This window comes from Kouleothrix sp., from assembly GCF_046328425.1.
GTDB lineage: Bacteria > Chloroflexota > Chloroflexia > Chloroflexales > Roseiflexaceae > Kouleothrix.
In genome coordinates this window covers 343,086-358,613 of the sequence record NZ_JAXLWP010000004.1, presented here as the reverse complement: position 1 = coordinate 358,613, position 15,528 = coordinate 343,086, and the positions used below count along the sequence as shown (strand labels likewise).

The following is a 15,528-nucleotide window of genomic DNA, read 5'->3' as shown; positions in this document are numbered from 1 at the left end:
AGCGGCCTGGCTGCTGCGAGCCAGGCGCTTTGCCTAGATCCCGACCACCTCGTCGGCGCCCTCGGCGCGGTAGGCATAGGCCATGCGCGGCGTGTTGAAGGCAAACCCGACGCGCCCGCGCGGGTCGAGCAGGATGCAGCCGCCCAGGCCGCCCACGCGCCGGCCGAGCACGTCGATCGCCGCGCGCGCTGCGGCCATCGGGTCGTAGCCGGCGCCGATCAGGTCGGTGGCGGTTTTCGCCAGCAGCACCTTCATGATCGACTCGCCCCAGCCGGTGGTCGAGCAGCCGCCGGTGGCGTTGTCGGCATACAGCCCCGCGCCAATCAGCGGCGAGTCGCCGACGCGGCCAGGCAGCTTGTTGGCGGTGCCGCCGGTGGATGTGCCGGCCGCCAGCCGGCCGGCGCTGTCGAGCGCCACGCAGCCGACGGTATCGCCGGGGTGCTCGAGCGGCGGGCCGGAAGGGCGCGGCGCCGGCGCATCGTCGCCCTGCTTGGCTGGCTGCTTGGCCTCCCTGGCCGCGCCAAACGCGTCCTGCGTCCGAAAGTCGGCCTGGGTGCGCAGATCTTCCCAGCGGCGGCGCTCGCGCTCGACGATCAGCTCGGCCGGGTCGCACAGCGGCACGCCGGCCGACTCAGCGAAGCGCTCGGCGCCCTGCGCAACCAGCAGGATGACTTGGCTTTCGAGCACGCGCCGCGCCAGCGTGATCGGGTTGCGCACTCGCCGCACGGCAGCCACCGCGCCCGAGCGCAGGGTATCGCCCTGCATCACTGCCGCGTCAAGCTCGACATCGCCGTCGCGGTTGAGCACGCTGCCAACGCCGGCGTCGAAGATCGGCGCATCTTCGAGCGCGCGCACGGCCACCTCGACGGCGTCGAGCGCGCTGCCGCCCCGCTCGAGCACGGCCCAGCCGGCGCGCAGCGCGGCGCGGCAGCCCTGCTGGTGCTCGGCAACCTCGTCGTCGGGGATGTCCCAGGCTCCGCCGTGGACGATCAGTGCTAGTGGCATGGCAACCTCTCTGCCGACGGCAACAGCGCCGCGGCGTACGGCGAATACATCACAGCTGCGGCAGCACCGTGTAGGCCATAAGCTCGAGTGTATCGGTGTCGTCCAGGTCGAAGCGCTGCCACATCACGCGGCGCGCGCCCAGCTCGGCCAGGCGCCCGAGCTGCTCGACGAGCTCGGCGGGCGTGCCGATCAGGAAGCCCTTCGCCTGCAGCTCGGCCGGGGCGCGGCCGGCCGCGGCCACCTGGCGGCGTACGTCGGCGTCGTCGCGCCCGATGATGATGCTGGTCATGAACGAGCGCCGGACTGTGGCCGGGCGCGGCCGGCCGCGCACAGCAGGTCGTCGAGGTGCGCGCTCAGCTCGCCAAAGCGCTCGACCGCGACATTATGCGCGTTCCACTCGTCGGCGAAGCGCGCGGCCAGCGGCAGCGTGCGGCGGAGGCCATTGCCGCCAATCAAGATCGGCGGGCCGCCGGGGCGCTGCGGGCGCGGCAGCAGCACGGCACCATCGAGCTGGAAGAAGCGGCCATGGAAGCTGCTGGGCGTGTCGCAGCGCAGCAGCCGGGTGGTGATCTCGAGCGCCTCTTCGTAGCGCGCGAAGCGCTCGGGCAGATCGAGCAGCTCGAAACCGTTGACGGCGTGCTCGCGCTCTTGCCAGCCCGCGCCCAGGCCCAGCGTCAGCCGCCCGCCCGAGAGATCGTCGACGGCGGCGGCCTGGCGGGCCATGATATTCGGGTGGCGAAACGAGACCGGCGACACCAGCGGGCCGAACTCGATCCGGCGGGTATGGCTGGCCAGCCACGCCAGCGACACCCACAGGTCGAGCGCGGCGAAGTCGGGCGGCTGCGGCGGGGTTAGGTGGTCGGATCGGTACAGCCCGGCGTAGCCCAGGCGCTCAGCGGCCTCGGCCAGCCTCTGCCAGCGCGGCCAGGTAAGGCCGGCCTGGCCCTCGACGAAAATCGCAAGCTCCATAGCGCACCACGTATACCACTTACGCGGTCGGCATCGTTACCCTCGCAGATACGTGTCTCGCCGAGGGCCGAGCATGTTTAGACGCACATCAACCGCGTACCTCGTATTCATTACACGAGCTAGGCGGTGGGGTTCGGGGCGGCAAAGCCGCCCCGAACACTCTTTTGGCGGGTCGCGGCCACCGCAGTGGCCGCGACCCGCCAAAAGAGATGATTTTGGAGGGCGTAAGCCCTCCAAGCCTCCCACGCGAGGGGTCACCGCGTCGCTCGTGTTAATTGTTCGTGTGGCCGAGGGCGCCGCCCGCCTCGGAGCCAACCGCGTAGCTCATGATCGCTTCTTCGTTGGCCTCGGCGCGCGACAGCTCCTTGACGATCGTGCCCTGGCGCATCACCATGATCCGGTCGCTCATGCCCAGCACCTCGGGCAGCTCCGACGAGATCATGATGATCCCTACGCCCTTTTTGGTCAAGTCGTGCATGATCTGGTAGATCTCGGATTTGCTGCCGACATCAATACCGCGCGTCGGCTCGTCGAGGATGAAGATGCGCGTGCCGATGCTGAGCCAGCGCGCCAGTACGACCTTCTGCTGGTTGCCGCCGCTCATGTTCACGACGATGAAGTTCGGGCCGGGCGTTTTAATGCTCAGATCTTTGATCATCTTCTGCACCAGCGCAAGCTCGCGCGAGAGCTGGATCACGCCGGAGCGGCACAGCTGTTTCAAGCCCGAGATCGTGGTGTTGATCGTGACGTTCAGCTTCAGGAACAGGCCTTGCGCCTTGCGATCTTCCGTCACCAGCGCTACGCCGTGGTGGATCGCGTCGGCCGGCGAGCGCGGCTTGTAGGGCTGGCCGAGGATGCGCATCTCGCCGGTGTACGGGTCGGCGCCGAAGATCGTGCGCACCAGCTCGGTGCGGCCCGAGCCGGTGATCCCGGCGAAGCCGACGATCTCGCCGGCGTGGAGCTTGAACGACACATCGTGCACCAGCTTGGTGCGCGAGACGTGGTCGACCTCGAGCAGCACCTCGCCCGGCGCCGCGCTGCGCTGCGGGTAGACATCCTTCAGCTCGCGGCCGATCATGAGCTTGATCAGGTCGTCCATGGTCACGTCGGCGACCTTCCGCGTGTCGATGTAGCGGCCATCTTTCAGCACGGTGACCTCGTCGGCCAGCTCGAAGATCTCTTTCAGGCGATGCGAGATATAGATCACGCCGATGCCCTGCGCCTGGAGCGAGCGCACCACGTCGAACAGCTTCTCGAGGTCCTTCTCGCCCAGCACGGCCGATGGCTCGTCCATGATCAGGATGCGCGTCTTGCGGTTCAGCGATTTGGCGATCTCGACCAGCTGCTGCTCGGCGACCGAGAGCGTCGAGGTGAGCGTATCGACCGAAAACGTCACGCCGAGCGAGTCGAGGATCTCGCGCGAGCGCTGCTTCACCAGCGCCCAGTCGACGGCGAGGCCCTTGCGGGGCAGGTGGCCGAGGAAGATATTTTCGGCAACCGTGAGGTTGCGGGCCAGGTTAAACTCCTGGTAGATCGTCGAGATGCCGAGGGCCTGGGCATCCTGCGGGCCGCGGATATCGACCGGCTTGCCCTCGAAGAAGATCTGGCCCTCGTCTTTGCTATACGCGCCAGAGAGGATCTTGATCAGCGTCGATTTGCCGGCGCCGTTCTCGCCGAGCAGCGCGTGCACCTGGCCCTCGCGCACGGTGAGGTTGACGCCCTGCAGCGCTTTGACGCCGGGGAAGCTCTTGCCGATGCCCTTCATCTCGAACAGAATCTTGCCGGGGGACGAGCTCATGGCGGCCTCCTGTGCGGCTACTTACCCCGGTGCGAGAGGTAGTCGATCGACACGGCGACAATCACCAGGATGCCGGTGATCAGCACCTGGTAGATCGAGCCGACGCCCATGAGCTGGAGGCCGTTGCGGAACACGCCGACGATCAGCGCGCCAATCAGCGTGCCGAGGATCTGGCCGCGGCCGCCCAGCAAGCTGGTGCCGCCCAGCACGACGGCGGTGATGCTGTCGAGGTTGCCCGTCTGGCCGGCCTGCGGGTCGCCCACGCCGGTGCGCGACACCAGCAGCAGCCCGGCGACGCCGTAGCTAATCGCGGCCACGGTGTACACGGCGGTGAGCACGCGCTTGGTGTTGATGCCGGCCAGCCGGGCGGCCTCGGGGTTGTCGCCCACCGCATACACCGCGCGGCCGGCCGGAGTCGATCGCAGGATATACCAGGTGATCGCGTAGAGAATAACCATCAGCACCGAGCCGTAGGTGATCTCGGTGCCGGCGATGCTAAAAGTATTGCCAAGAAACAATTGCTCGGAGGGCAGGTTGGTAATCGTGGCGGTGGTATAGATACGCACCAGGGCGTAGGCAATATTGAAGGTGCCCAGGGTGACGATAAACGGCGGCAGGCCGATCGAGGTGATCAGCGCGCCGTTCAGCAGCCCGAACACCACGCCGGCCAGCAGGCCTACCAGAATGGCCAGCAGCGGGTTCATGCCCGACTGCACGGCGAAGCCGGTCATCAGCACCGACGAGAGCGCCATGATCATGCCATTCGAGAGGTCGATGCCGCCGGTAAGGATCACCAGCGTCTGGCCGATCGCCAGTGTACCGACGACCATCACCTGTTGAATAATCAGCGAGAGGTTTGACCCGGTGAGGAATTTGTCGCTTTGGGTCGCAAAGAAAATGCTTGCCAGCACGAGCGCCGCAAACGGGCCCATTATCGGCGATCCGCGCAACAGCTCGAACAAGCCGGAGCGACGTTTGTTGGCCTGGCTCACAACTGCGCTCATAGGTGAGATCCTCTTCGATGGATGAGCGGCAGCAGGCACGCCCCTGCTGCCGCCCAGTCGGCCTATGTTACTTGGTGCCCCAGCAGTTCGCGGTGCCGAACTTCGAGTCCTTGCTGTCGACGCCAGTCTGCGCCTTGTCGGTGATCAGCGTCACGCCGGTGTCGGTGTAGCCCGATGCCTTGGTGCCGTTCTTGGCGAAATCGACCACCGCCTGCACGCCCATCGAGGCCATCTTCAGCGGGTACTGCTGCGAGGTGGCCGCAATCTGGCCATCGACCACGCCCTGCACGCCGCGGCAGCCGCCGTCGACCGACACGATCGTGATGTTCTTCTCTTTACCGGCGGCCTTGATCGCCTGGTAGGCGCCGAACGCGGCCGGCTCGTTGATCGTGTACACCAGGTTGATGTCGGGGTTCTTGCTCAAGCAGTTCTCCATCGCCGTCTGGCCCTCGGTCTGGTCGCCGTGGGTATCCTGCGAGCAGACGACCTCGGCCGAGTTGACCAGGTCCGACGAGTTCGGGTCGGCCTTGGCCAGGCCGTAGCCCTGCAGGAAGCCATTGTGGCGCTGCGCGCCGACGGTGATGCCCGGGGCCAGGTCAAGCGTCGCGATCACGGGCTTCTTGTCGCCCATGGCGGCCTTGGCCCACTGGCCGATCAGCAGGCCAGCGTTGAAGTTGTTGGTGGCGAAGAGCGCGTCGACGGCGTCTTGCGGCTCGGTGGCGGTATCGAGCGCGATCACCAGCACGCCCTTATCGCGCGCCTTCTTGATGCTCGGAACGATCGCCTTGGTGTCGCTGGGGGTGATCAGGATGCCCTTGGCGCCGGCGTTGATCATGTTCTCGAGCGCCGTCACCTGGCCTTCGTTGTCGCCATCTTTGGCACCAGAGCCTGTCAGCAGCTTGACCTTCAGCTCATCGGCTTTGGCCTGCGCGCCTTCCTTCATCTTCACGAAGAATGGGTTGGTCTCTGTCTTGGTGATCAGACCGACAATGATCTCGCCGCTTGCCGCTGGGGCCGCGCCGGCCGCAGTTGGCGCCGCGCTGCCGCCAGTCGAGGCAGGCGCCGCCGAACCACATGCTGCCAGCAATAATACCACAAGAACGACGCAGATGAGGCTGACGAGCCGCGCACTACGACGTGGCGTGAAACGGTGAACCATTGGTTGCCCTCCTTGAGCTACGCCACCGGCTGCTGTACCGGTGTGACAACGTTGTCAACTCCTGACAACGTTGTCAAAATATCATAAAAATGGTTGCCTGTCAAGTGGCAATCTGCTATAATGGCCTAAGCTATCGAGTGATTGACACACTGGTGACAACGTTGACAACAGACGACGACATGTCGGCACGCGCGCCGACCATGCGCGATGTGGCTGCAATCGCCGGAGTAAGCATCAAAACGGTATCGCGGGTGATCAACGACGAGCCGGGGGTGTCGTCGGAGCTAGCCGAGCGCGTGCAGGCAGCCGTGAAGCTGCTAGGCTACCGCCACAACAGCGCCGCCAGCAATTTGCGCCGCGCCGACGGCCGCACCGCCACGATCGGGCTGCTGCTCGAGGATGCCGCGAACCCGCTGTTCTCGGCGCTGCACCGCGCGATCGAGGATGTGGCCTGGGAGCACGACACGCTGGTGTTCGCGGGCAGCAGCGACGCCGACCCCGAGCGCGAGAAGAAGATCGTCCTGGCGCTGTCTTCGCGCCGCATCGATGGCATAATCGTGGTGCCGGCGATCCACGACCACAGCGGCCTGGTGTATATGCAGCGGCTGGGCCGGCCGATTGTGTTTGTCGATCGCCTGGCGGCCCTGCCCGACGCCGACAGCGTCACCGTCGATAACCGCGTCGGCGGCAGCACCGCAGTGGCGCATCTGGTGGCGCACGGGCACCGCCGGATCGCGTTTCTGGGCGATCTGCACTCGATCTGGACGGCCGCCGAGCGCCACCTGGGCTATATCGAGGGCCTGGCCAGCGCCGGCATCCAGCTCGACCCGCACCTGGTGTACCAGGATATTCGCGGCAGCGTGGCGGCCGAGTTCGCCACACTCGATCTGCTCGGCTCGGCCAACCCGCCCACCGCGCTGTTCACCGCCCAGAACCTGATTACGATCGGCGCGATACGTGCGCTGCAGCGGCTCGAGCTTCAGCATAAGGTTGCGCTGGTGGGCTTCGACGACCTCGAGCTGATGGATCTGCTCGACCCTGGCGTCACGGTGATCGCCCAGAACGCGGCGAAGCTGGGCCGAACTGCCGCCGAGCTGCTGTTTGCTCGCCTAGGTGGCGACCGCGCGCCGCCGCAGCATGTCGTGGTGCCGACACGGCTGATCGCGCGCGGCTCGGGCGAGATCCGCTTATCAAGCTAAGTACGCGCTAGCGCAGGTATTGCGATGCCCTGCTGGCTTCGCCGGGCAGGGCATCGCAAAAGAGTAGGGCGTACGCAGCTGCCTTGCCCGGCTCGCGCAATTGGGCGCTTTTGCCTGCGGCAGCATACTACTCAGCCGTCGTTGTGTGCGCTTTTCTGCCCAGAGCGCGGAAAAACGCACACCTCTACGGCATCAGGCACCGCTGTTTGGGCGGCCTGCAAAGCTACCTTGCGAAGAGCCAAGGGCGTAGCCACATTTCGAGCAGCGTCAGCACCACCAGGCCAACCACGCCGGCCACGCCGCAGTGCACCACCAGGCCCAACAGGTTCAGCGGGCGCTGGGCGAGCATATCGGCATGCCAGCTGATGTACGCCGTCGTGGCCACGGCGAGCGTCCAGATGCCCCATAGCAGCGCCTGCAGGCCGTCGATCGCGGCCAACAGCCGGCCTGGGAATTGCGGGCGACCAGTGTGTTCGGAAGGTTGCTGTCGCATGGAATTGCTCCTCTGGCTACTCGTGCGCGGCCGGCGCCGGCTGCCAGGCATCGGAGATACGGTAGTGCACGTCGGTGACGGCAACACCCTGTATCTGCTGAAAGGCGAACTTAAACAGCGGGCCGCTATTGCGGTGTAGCAGCTGGCCCCATACCGAGTCGGTCACCAGCTGGGCCATAATAATGTTCACAAACGCGTCGGGGTGCTCGCGCTTGATCTCGTTCACCAGCCGCACGATCGGCGCGGTGAGGCTGCGGTAGGGCGAGGGCAGCACATACAGCTGGCCGTGGTCGCCCAGGTATGAGTGCCACTTTTCGAGCACGCGCGCGGTTTTCTCGGGCCGGATGGCCACGTGCACGGCCGCCCAGGGCTTGCCCAGCGACTCGGCGAAGCTGATCATCTGCATGGTGCCGTGGTGCACATCGTTCACGAGCACGATCGTCTCGACGCCGTGGGTACGCAGATCGACCGGGCGCGACTGCAGGCTCAGAGCGTGCTTGACCTTCTGGTAGTGATGGTGAATGCGGAAAAAGCCCAGCACCAGCAGCGGGATCAAAATCACCACGATCCACGCGCCCTGGCTGAACTTGGTGATGGCGAAGACCACCATAACGATCGCCGTCAGCACGCAGCCGACGGCGTTGATCGCCTGTTTGGCGCGCCAGTGCGGGTCGTAGCGCAGCGTCGAGCCTTCGGTATGGATCTCTTCGCCCGGCTGCATGCGGCTGATCTTGCGCCAGCGCACCACCATGCCGGCCTGCGACATGGTGAAGCTCAGGAACACGCCGATCGCGTACAGCGGAATCAGCAGGTGGGTGTCGCCGTCGAACAGCACGATCAGCAGCGCGGCCAGCCCGGCCAGCGTGGCAATACCCCACGAGAACACCAGCCGGTGGCCGCGGTAGGTCAGCTGGCGCGGCAGAAAGCCGTCGCCGGCGTGCAGCGCGCACAGCCGGGGGAAATCGGCGTAGCTGGTGTTCGCGGCCATGATCAGGATGGCCGTGGTGGCAGCGGTCATCAGCAGGTACAGCGGGCCGCTGCCGAAGATCGTGCGGCCCAGCTGCGAGATCACCGTCTCGTGGTCGGAAGGCAGCGCGCCGACGCGCAGCGCCAGAAACGTAATGCCCATGAACATCAGCATCAGCACGCCGCTCATCCAGACCATGGTGGTGGCGGCGTTGCGGCTCTTGGGCTCGCGGAAGGCGGTGATGCCATTCGAGATCGCCTCGACGCCAGTGAGCGCGGTGCAGCCGCTCGAGAACGCCCGCAGGATCAGAAACAGCGTCAGCGGCTGCAGCTGGCCGGATGCGACCGACTCGACGCCCCGCACCTGCGTGAGCGTGCCGCTGGCCACGCGGTACAGCCCGGCGCCGAGCATCAGCATGGTCATGGCGATGAAGAAGTAGGTGGGGCCGGCGAACGCGCGCCCGGACTCCTTCACGCCGCGCAGGTTGACCAGCGTCATCACCAGGATCAGCGCCAGGCAGATCTCGACCTGGAATGGCCGCAAGTTTGGGAAGGCCGAGGTCAGCTGCGCCACGCCTGCGGCAATGCTCACGGCCACCGTCAGAATATAATCGGTGAGCAGCGCCGCGCCAGCGGTTTGCGCCGGGCCTTCGCCCAGGTTATCGCGCGCGACGATATACGCGCCGCCGCCGCCGGGGTAGGCGAAGATCGTCTGGCGGTACGAGAGCGTCAGCACCACCAGAAGTAGGGCGATCGCGCCGGCGATTGGCAGCGCGAAGTGAAAGTAGATCGCGCCGGCCGCCGCCAGCACCAGCAAAATTTCTTCGGTGGCGTAGGCCACCGACGAAAGTGCGTCGGAGGCGAATACTGCCATGCCAACCGCTTTGCCGATAGTCTGGTGCGGGGCTGCGGCGGTTTCAAGCGGCCGGCCAAGGATCAGCTGAAACAGCGAAGCGGGCCTGCCGGGCGGAGGCTCGCCGGTGGCCTGGGTGGCGATGCCCTCGGCTGCCTGCTGCAAACTGTGGGGCGCTAGCTCGGGTGCGCCAGCCGGGCCAATGTTCATTACGCTTGTCACATGGTCTCCAGGTAGGTAGCGGTGCGCTGCGTGCGCGAGCCAGGCGCTGCCTGGCATATGCGCTTAGGAGCTCAATGTACCGCCAAACAGATTTGGAAAGTGTTAGGATTTGCGATATGGGTATAAGGATTGTATAAAGGTGGCTGCACATTCTTTTGCGACTTGCTGGTATCATGGCGCGGCCGGCGATTAGAAGGAAGAGAAAGGCGCAATCATCGAATGGACGCAACCTGGAATTGGAGCGCGCCGCCGCGCTACGCGCTGAGCATCGGCGGCGTAGTGATCGTCACGGTGCTGCTGACGCAGCTGCCAGCGCTGCACGAGACCACGATCTCCATGATCTACCTGGTGGTGGTGCTGATCAGCGCGACAACCATCGGCCTTGTGCCGGCGATTCTGGCCTCGGTGCTGTCGTTTTTGGCGATCAACTTTTTCTTTGTGCCGCCGCTGCACACCCTGGCGGTAGCCGACCCGCAAGACATCGTGAAGCTGCTGACGTTTCTGGTGGTGGGGGTGATCGCCAGCACGCTGGCGAGCCGCGCGCGCGAGCAGGCCAACACCGCGCAGCGCAGCGCCACCGAGCTGGCGGCGCTGTATGGCTTGAGCCAGACGCTAGGCGCCGAGGTGTCGCTCGATCGCGCGCTGCCGCTGCTGGCGCAGACGACGATCCAGCTGGTGAGCGTGCCGAGCTGCGCCATTCTGATCTACGACGAGAACGGCTTCCTGAGCCAGCGCGCGCTAGCGGGGGCCCAGCCCAGCGAGCCCACCCGCAATGTCGATATCTTTCTGCGCATTGGCGCGCGCGTGCTCGGCGTGCTGCGCGTGGCCCAACGCTCGCTGCAGGAAGAGCTTGCGCCGGCCGAGCACGAGCGGCTCGAGATGATCGCGACGCAGGTGGTGCTGGTGCTTGAGCGCGCCCGGCTGGTGGACGAAGCCAGCCGCGCGCGCGCGCTGGCCGAGGCCGAGCGGGTGAAGGGCACGCTGTTTGCCTCGGTGTCGCACGATCTGCGCACGCCGCTGGCGGTGATCAAGGGCACTGTCACCGATCTGCTCGACGACGCGGTGGCGCGCGAGCGCCCGGCCCAGCGCGAGATGCTCGAGGCGGTGAACGACGAGGCCGACCGGCTGAACCGCCTGGTTGGCAACCTGCTCGAGATGTCGCGGATCGAGTCGGGCTCGTACTACCCGGCGCGCAACTCGCAGGACGTCGGCGAGCTGATCGGCAACGTGGTGGCGCGGCTGCGCTCGCAGCTGGCCCGGCACCCGATCACGGTCGACATCCCGGCCGAGCTGCCGCCGGTGCAGATCAGCTACATGCATATCGACCAGGTGCTGACCAACCTGCTGGAGAATGCTGCAAGCTACACGCCCGACGGCACGCCGATCGTCGTGCGCGCGGCGGCCGACGATACGCAGATCGAGGTGACGGTGTGGGACCGTGGGCCGGGGATCCCCGAGGGCCTGTACGCGCGGATCTTCGAGAAATTCGTGCGCGTGGCCGACTCCGAGCGCCACGCCAATGGCGCGGGCTTGGGCCTGGCGATCTGCAAGGGCATTATCGAGGCGCACGGCGGCCGGATCTGGGCCGAGAGCGCGCCGGGCGGCGGCGCGCAGTTCGTGTTCACGCTGCCGACCGTGGCCGTGCCCGCCGCGCGCCCGCTGGCCGGGCGGCAGCTGTGAGCGCGCGTATTCTGGTGGTCGACGACGAGCCGCAGATCGGCCGGCTGCTGCGCTCGAGCCTGAGCGCGCGCGGCTACGAGGTGGCGATTGCCGAAGACGGCCAGCGCGGCGTCGAGCTGGCCGCTAGCTGGCGGCCCGATGTGATCCTGCTCGACCTGGGGCTGCCGCGCCTGGATGGCCTGGCGGTGTGCCGCCAGGTGCGCGGCTGGTCGCAGGTGCCGATTATCGTGCTGACGGTGCGCGACGGCGAGCACGACAAGGTGCAGGCGCTCGACATCGGCGCCGACGACTACCTGACCAAGCCATTCGGCATCGACGAGCTGCTGGCGCGGATTCGCGTGGCGCTGCGCCACGCCCAGGCGACTAGCCCGGCCGAGCCGGTGCTGCGCTTCGGCGCGCTGAAGATCGACCTGGCGCAGCGGCGCGTGAGCCTCGACGACCGCGAGGTGCACCTGACGCCAAAGGAGTATGATCTGCTGTGCGCGCTGGCGACCCAGGCCGGCAAGGTGCTGACGCACCGCATGCTGCTGCGCGCGGTGTGGGGCAGCGCCTACGAGCACGACGTAGCGACGCTGCGCGTGTTTGTGACGCAGCTGCGCCGCAAGATCGAGACCGACAGCGCCCGGCCCAGCCGGATCGTCACCGAGCCGGGCATCGGCTATCGCTTTCAGCCCGATGGCTAGCGCAGCCGGCGCCGTGGCAGAAGCATACGCGCCGGGTTTGGGAACCTGCCTCACGACTGGAAAACCACCTTTCAACAGGAGCGCTCCAATGCAAACCATCCGCCATGTTCTGCGGTTCGCCGGCCTCCGCCTGGCGCTGGCCTTTGTGCTCGCCTCCGCCGCGCTGCTGGTCGTGGCGATTCTGAGCGGCTCGGTTCCCGGGCCGCTTGCGCAGTTTGTCGCCGAGACGGCCGGCGCGCTGCTAACCGCCGGGATCGTGCTGCTGCTCGAGCGCGGGATCGAAGGCCGCCCGGTCGCCGAGGGCGGGCTGGCGCCGCGCGCCGCGCCGCAGGCGATCGGCCAGGGCGTGCTGATCGGCGCGGCGCTGATGGCGGCGATCTTTGGCGCGCTGGCGCTGGCCGGCTGGTACCATGTCGCGCGCGTGGCCTTCGAGCCGCTGGCGCTGCTGGGCAGCGTAGTGCTGTTTCTGCTGGTGGCGCTGTTTGAAGAATTCTTGTTTCGCGGCATCCTGTTCCGCCAGCTCGAGGGCGTGTTCGGCTCGTGGGCGGCGCTGGCGCTGAGCGGCGCGCTGTTTGGCGCGGCGCACCTGGCCAACCCCGACGCGACGGTCTGGTCGACGCTGGCGATCGCGATCGGCGCCGGCGCGCTGCTCGGCGGCGCCTACCTGGCCACGCGCAATGTCTGGATGGCCGTCGGCATCCACTGGGCCTGGAACTTTTTCGAAGGGCCGTTTTTTGGCGCGGCGGTGTCGGGGAATGCCACCAGCAGCGTGCTGGTGAGCAGCACGGCTGGCCCGGCCGATTGGACCGGCGGCGCGTTTGGGCCCGAGGCCGGGCTGGTGGCGCTGATCGCGACGCTGCTGGCGAGCGTGCTGCTGCTGCGCCTGGCGGTGCGGCGTGGGCATATCTACACCCCGGCCTGGCTGCGGCGCGGCGCGGCGCGCGAGCAGGGAACCGCAGGCGGCGTGTAGGCGTCATGGCAGTATGGGCGAGCATTCGGGCTCGCGAGGGATAGGGCGGCGTGCAGCAATGCGGCGCCGCCTTTCCTTTTCAGGCAGCTTGATACGATCTTCGCTTGATCACTTATCGATTGTGTTGCACTGCGTGGCGGCCACGCAGTGCAACACAAGGAGTAGCGGGCGGCGAAGCCGCCCAAACCCCCACCAAAGTGTAAGTAATCAAGCGAATTTGGTATGAAAGGTTCTTACGATTTTTCGTAGGCGCCGCCTAAAACAGAGAGGAGCACTGTTTGAACATCCGACACATGGGCCTGCTGCTGGCCGTGCCGCTGCTCGCGCTTGCGCCGCAGCTCGGCGCGCCGGCGCTGGCGCAGAGCCAGCGCTGCTTTGCCGAAACGCAGCTGTGCATCGCCGGGCCGATACGCGCCTACTGGGAGCGCAACGGCGGCCTGGCGACCTTTGGCTACCCGATCACGCCGCTGCAGACCGAGCGCGTCGAGTCGCAGGATCTGCCGGTGCAATGGTTCGAGCGCGACAGGCTGGAAGACCACGGCGCCGCCGGGGTGATGGCCGGCCGCCTTGGCGCCGAGATCCTCGAGTGGCAGGGCCGCGCATGGCAGCCGCTGCCCGCCGCGGCCGGCAACCGCGGCTGCCGCTACTTTCCCGAAACGCAGCACTCGGTGTGCCAGCCGTTTCTGAGCTACTGGGAGCGCAACGGCGGCCTGGCGCGCTTTGGCTACCCGCTCACCGAGGGCACCGCCGAGTCGGCTGGCAACTGGTATGGCGCGGTGCAGTACTTCGAGCGCCGGCGCATGGAGTACCACGAGGAGTTTGCCGGCACGCGCTCGGAGATCTTGCTGGGGCTGCTTGGGCGCGCGGTTCGCGACGCGCGCGCGCTCGGCGCATGCGCCGGCCAGATCTTCGCCCCCTGGCGCCACGCCTTCGCCAGCGTCTCGTTTCGCGGCGCGCTGGGCTGCCCGCAGCCGGCCATCCAGGGCGCGCCCGGCGCGGTTCAGCCGTTCGAGCACGGCAGCATGCTGTGGGTCGATCTGGGCGCGCAGGGCCGCAAGATCTACGTGCTGCCGCCGCGCCCCGAGGGCGCCGACGCCACGCTCACGCCCATACGCTTCCAGGTGTACGAGGACACCTGGGCCGAGGGCCAGCCGGTGAATGCCGGGCTGACGCCGCCGGGCAGCCTGCTGGAGCCGCAGCGCGGGTTTGGCAAGGTGTGGCGCGAGCACCCCGAAGTCCGCGCGCGGCTAGGCTGGGCCTTCGCGCCCGAGTCGCCCGCCGCCGCCGACTATCAGCCCTGGTCGGGCGGCGGGGCGCTGCTGTGGTTCCCGGCGCTGAACGACACGCGCCACGGCTTCGGCACCGTGTTCGCCCTGGCGCCCGGCGGCGGCCTCGAGATGGTCAACCCGTTTTAGGGCCTCAGAGCCTAGCTGGAGAGCGGCGGCGGCCACGAATGTGGCCGCCACCCGCCTTGCGCGCTCTGGCAGAGCCCGAAAAGCATCTTGCGGGGCGCGATGATTGAGGCGCGTCAAGCCGCTTCGCGGCGGCGCCTGCTTACAGTTCTATCTCAGCCGCGCGCCGCGCGCACCCTTCGGCGCTCGTGCTGCGTTTACAGCTAGTAGGAGGCCGGTTTCGGCCATGGCGCGCCCGAAGAGAGGCCCGCAGCATGACGCAGCAATCCACACATACATCCTCGATCAGGCGCCGTGGCTTTTTGGCGGTGCTGCTGGCGCTGGCTGCGCTGCTTGGCGGGCTGGCCGGGCTGGTATTCTGGGCCTACAGCGTGCTCGACGCGCTGCTGGCGCCGCTGCTGGGCGCACAGCTGTGGCTGGGCGCGCAGAACGTGGCCTACGGGCTGGCGATCGACCTGGTGCCCTATGCCGGCGGGCTGCTGCTGGGCATGCTGCTGCTGGCCTGGCTGCTGGCGCGCTGGGTTGCCCGGCCGCTGCGCCAGCTGATCGCCTCGGCGACGGCGCTGGCCGAGCGCGGCGACGGCGGCCGCCTGCCCGTGCGCGCGGCTGGCGAGGTCGGCGAGCTGGCGCGCAGCTTCGAGGCGCTGGCGCAGTCGTTCGACCAGTCGGCGCGCGAGCTGCGCGACCAGAACCAGTCGCTTGAGGCCAGCGTGCGCCAGCTGGATGGCCTGCTGCGGATCAGCCGCGAGCTGAACGCCTCGCTCGACCCCGACCTGCTGGCGCGGCGCTTCGCGGCGGCGCTGCGCGACACCTTCGGCTACGAGCATAGGGCGTGGCGCTGGCTGCGGGCGACGTACTGCTGCACCACTTCAGCGACAACGCCGGCGAGCACATAGCTTCGCGCCGGCGCTGCGCGCCCCGCTTGTCGACACCAACGCGGCCGGGCGCGTGGCGCTCACCGGCGCGCGGCTGCGCATCGGCGACATCCAGCTCGAGCCGGCGCTCGACGCCCGCCGGGGCTGCCGGCGGCGCGCGCCGAGCTGGCCGTGCCGGTGAGCTACTGAGGGCCAGCTCAGCGCGGTGATCGTGCTGCAGAGCAGCCGGCCCTACAGCTT

General features: G+C 67.5%; 14 protein-coding genes. 6 read left to right on the top strand and 8 right to left on the bottom strand.

Going from position 1 to position 15,528, the window contains the following annotated elements; genetic code table 11:
• Window positions 1–33 precede the first annotated feature (33 nt).
• The 6 genes from U0177_RS04300 to U0177_RS04275 form a co-directional block, all read right to left on the bottom strand.
• Complete coding sequence (locus U0177_RS04300; RefSeq protein ID WP_409569358.1) at window positions 34–1,005, bottom strand: isoaspartyl peptidase/L-asparaginase family protein; 972 nt, start codon at window positions 1,003–1,005, stop codon at window positions 34–36.
• 49 nt (window positions 1,006–1,054) lie between these two features.
• Window positions 1,055–1,294 (bottom strand): hypothetical protein, encoded by a 240-nt coding sequence (locus tag U0177_RS04295; RefSeq protein ID WP_409569357.1) that lies wholly within the window; start codon window positions 1,292–1,294, stop codon window positions 1,055–1,057.
• Window positions 1,291–1,974: a TIGR03560 family F420-dependent LLM class oxidoreductase gene (locus U0177_RS04290; RefSeq protein ID WP_409569356.1), complete on the bottom strand. Its 684-nt coding sequence runs from the start codon at window positions 1,972–1,974 to the stop codon at window positions 1,291–1,293. The genes U0177_RS04295 and U0177_RS04290 overlap by 4 nt, the downstream gene beginning before the upstream one ends.
• A gap of 271 nt (window positions 1,975–2,245) precedes the next feature.
• Window positions 2,246–3,772, bottom strand: a complete 1,527-nt coding sequence (locus U0177_RS04285) for a sugar ABC transporter ATP-binding protein (protein ID WP_409569355.1) — start codon at window positions 3,770–3,772, stop codon at window positions 2,246–2,248.
• Window positions 3,773–3,789: 17 nt separating this feature from the next.
• Window positions 3,790–4,776, bottom strand: a complete 987-nt coding sequence (locus tag U0177_RS04280) for an ABC transporter permease (protein WP_409569354.1) — start codon at window positions 4,774–4,776, stop codon at window positions 3,790–3,792.
• Between the two features lie 67 nt (window positions 4,777–4,843).
• A complete protein-coding gene (locus U0177_RS04275) occupies window positions 4,844–5,935 on the bottom strand; it encodes a sugar ABC transporter substrate-binding protein (protein ID WP_409569353.1) in 1,092 nt (363 codons plus the stop codon).
• A 161-nt stretch (window positions 5,936–6,096) separates the two neighbouring features.
• On the opposite strand from U0177_RS04275, the gene U0177_RS04270 reads away from it, so the two are divergent.
• A complete protein-coding gene (locus U0177_RS04270) occupies window positions 6,097–7,134 on the top strand; it encodes a LacI family DNA-binding transcriptional regulator (RefSeq protein ID WP_409569352.1) in 1,038 nt (345 codons plus the stop codon).
• A gap of 223 nt (window positions 7,135–7,357) precedes the next feature.
• On the opposite strand, the gene U0177_RS04265 is transcribed toward U0177_RS04270, so the two are convergent.
• Both U0177_RS04265 and U0177_RS04260 read right to left on the bottom strand, forming a co-directional pair.
• On the bottom strand, window positions 7,358–7,627 hold the full coding sequence (locus U0177_RS04265; RefSeq protein WP_409569351.1) for a hypothetical protein: 270 nt from the start codon (window positions 7,625–7,627) through the stop codon (window positions 7,358–7,360).
• Between the two features lie 16 nt (window positions 7,628–7,643).
• A complete protein-coding gene (locus U0177_RS04260; RefSeq protein ID WP_409569350.1) occupies window positions 7,644–9,668 on the bottom strand; it encodes an APC family permease in 2,025 nt (674 codons plus the stop codon).
• A gap of 219 nt (window positions 9,669–9,887) precedes the next feature.
• On the opposite strand from U0177_RS04260, the gene U0177_RS04255 reads away from it, so the two are divergent.
• The 5 genes from U0177_RS04255 (at window position 9,888) to U0177_RS04235 (ending at window position 15,309) form a co-directional block, all read left to right on the top strand.
• Complete coding sequence (locus U0177_RS04255) at window positions 9,888–11,348, top strand: DUF4118 domain-containing protein (RefSeq protein WP_409569349.1); 1,461 nt, start codon at window positions 9,888–9,890, stop codon at window positions 11,346–11,348.
• The gene (locus U0177_RS04250) at window positions 11,345–12,031 is read left to right on the top strand and encodes a response regulator (RefSeq protein WP_409569348.1); all 687 of its coding nucleotides are present in this window, start codon (window positions 11,345–11,347) and stop codon (window positions 12,029–12,031) included. Before U0177_RS04255 ends, U0177_RS04250 begins: the two co-directional genes overlap by 4 nt.
• A gap of 88 nt (window positions 12,032–12,119) precedes the next feature.
• Window positions 12,120–13,001: a CPBP family intramembrane glutamic endopeptidase gene (locus tag U0177_RS04245; protein ID WP_409569347.1), complete on the top strand. Its 882-nt coding sequence runs from the start codon at window positions 12,120–12,122 to the stop codon at window positions 12,999–13,001.
• 278 nt (window positions 13,002–13,279) lie between these two features.
• Entirely contained in the window at window positions 13,280–14,416 is a 1,137-nt protein-coding gene (locus U0177_RS04240) for a hypothetical protein (protein ID WP_409569346.1), read from the top strand.
• A 251-nt stretch (window positions 14,417–14,667) separates the two neighbouring features.
• Entirely contained in the window at window positions 14,668–15,309 is a 642-nt protein-coding gene (locus U0177_RS04235; protein ID WP_409569345.1) for a HAMP domain-containing protein, read from the top strand.
• Window positions 15,310–15,528 lie beyond the last annotated feature (219 nt).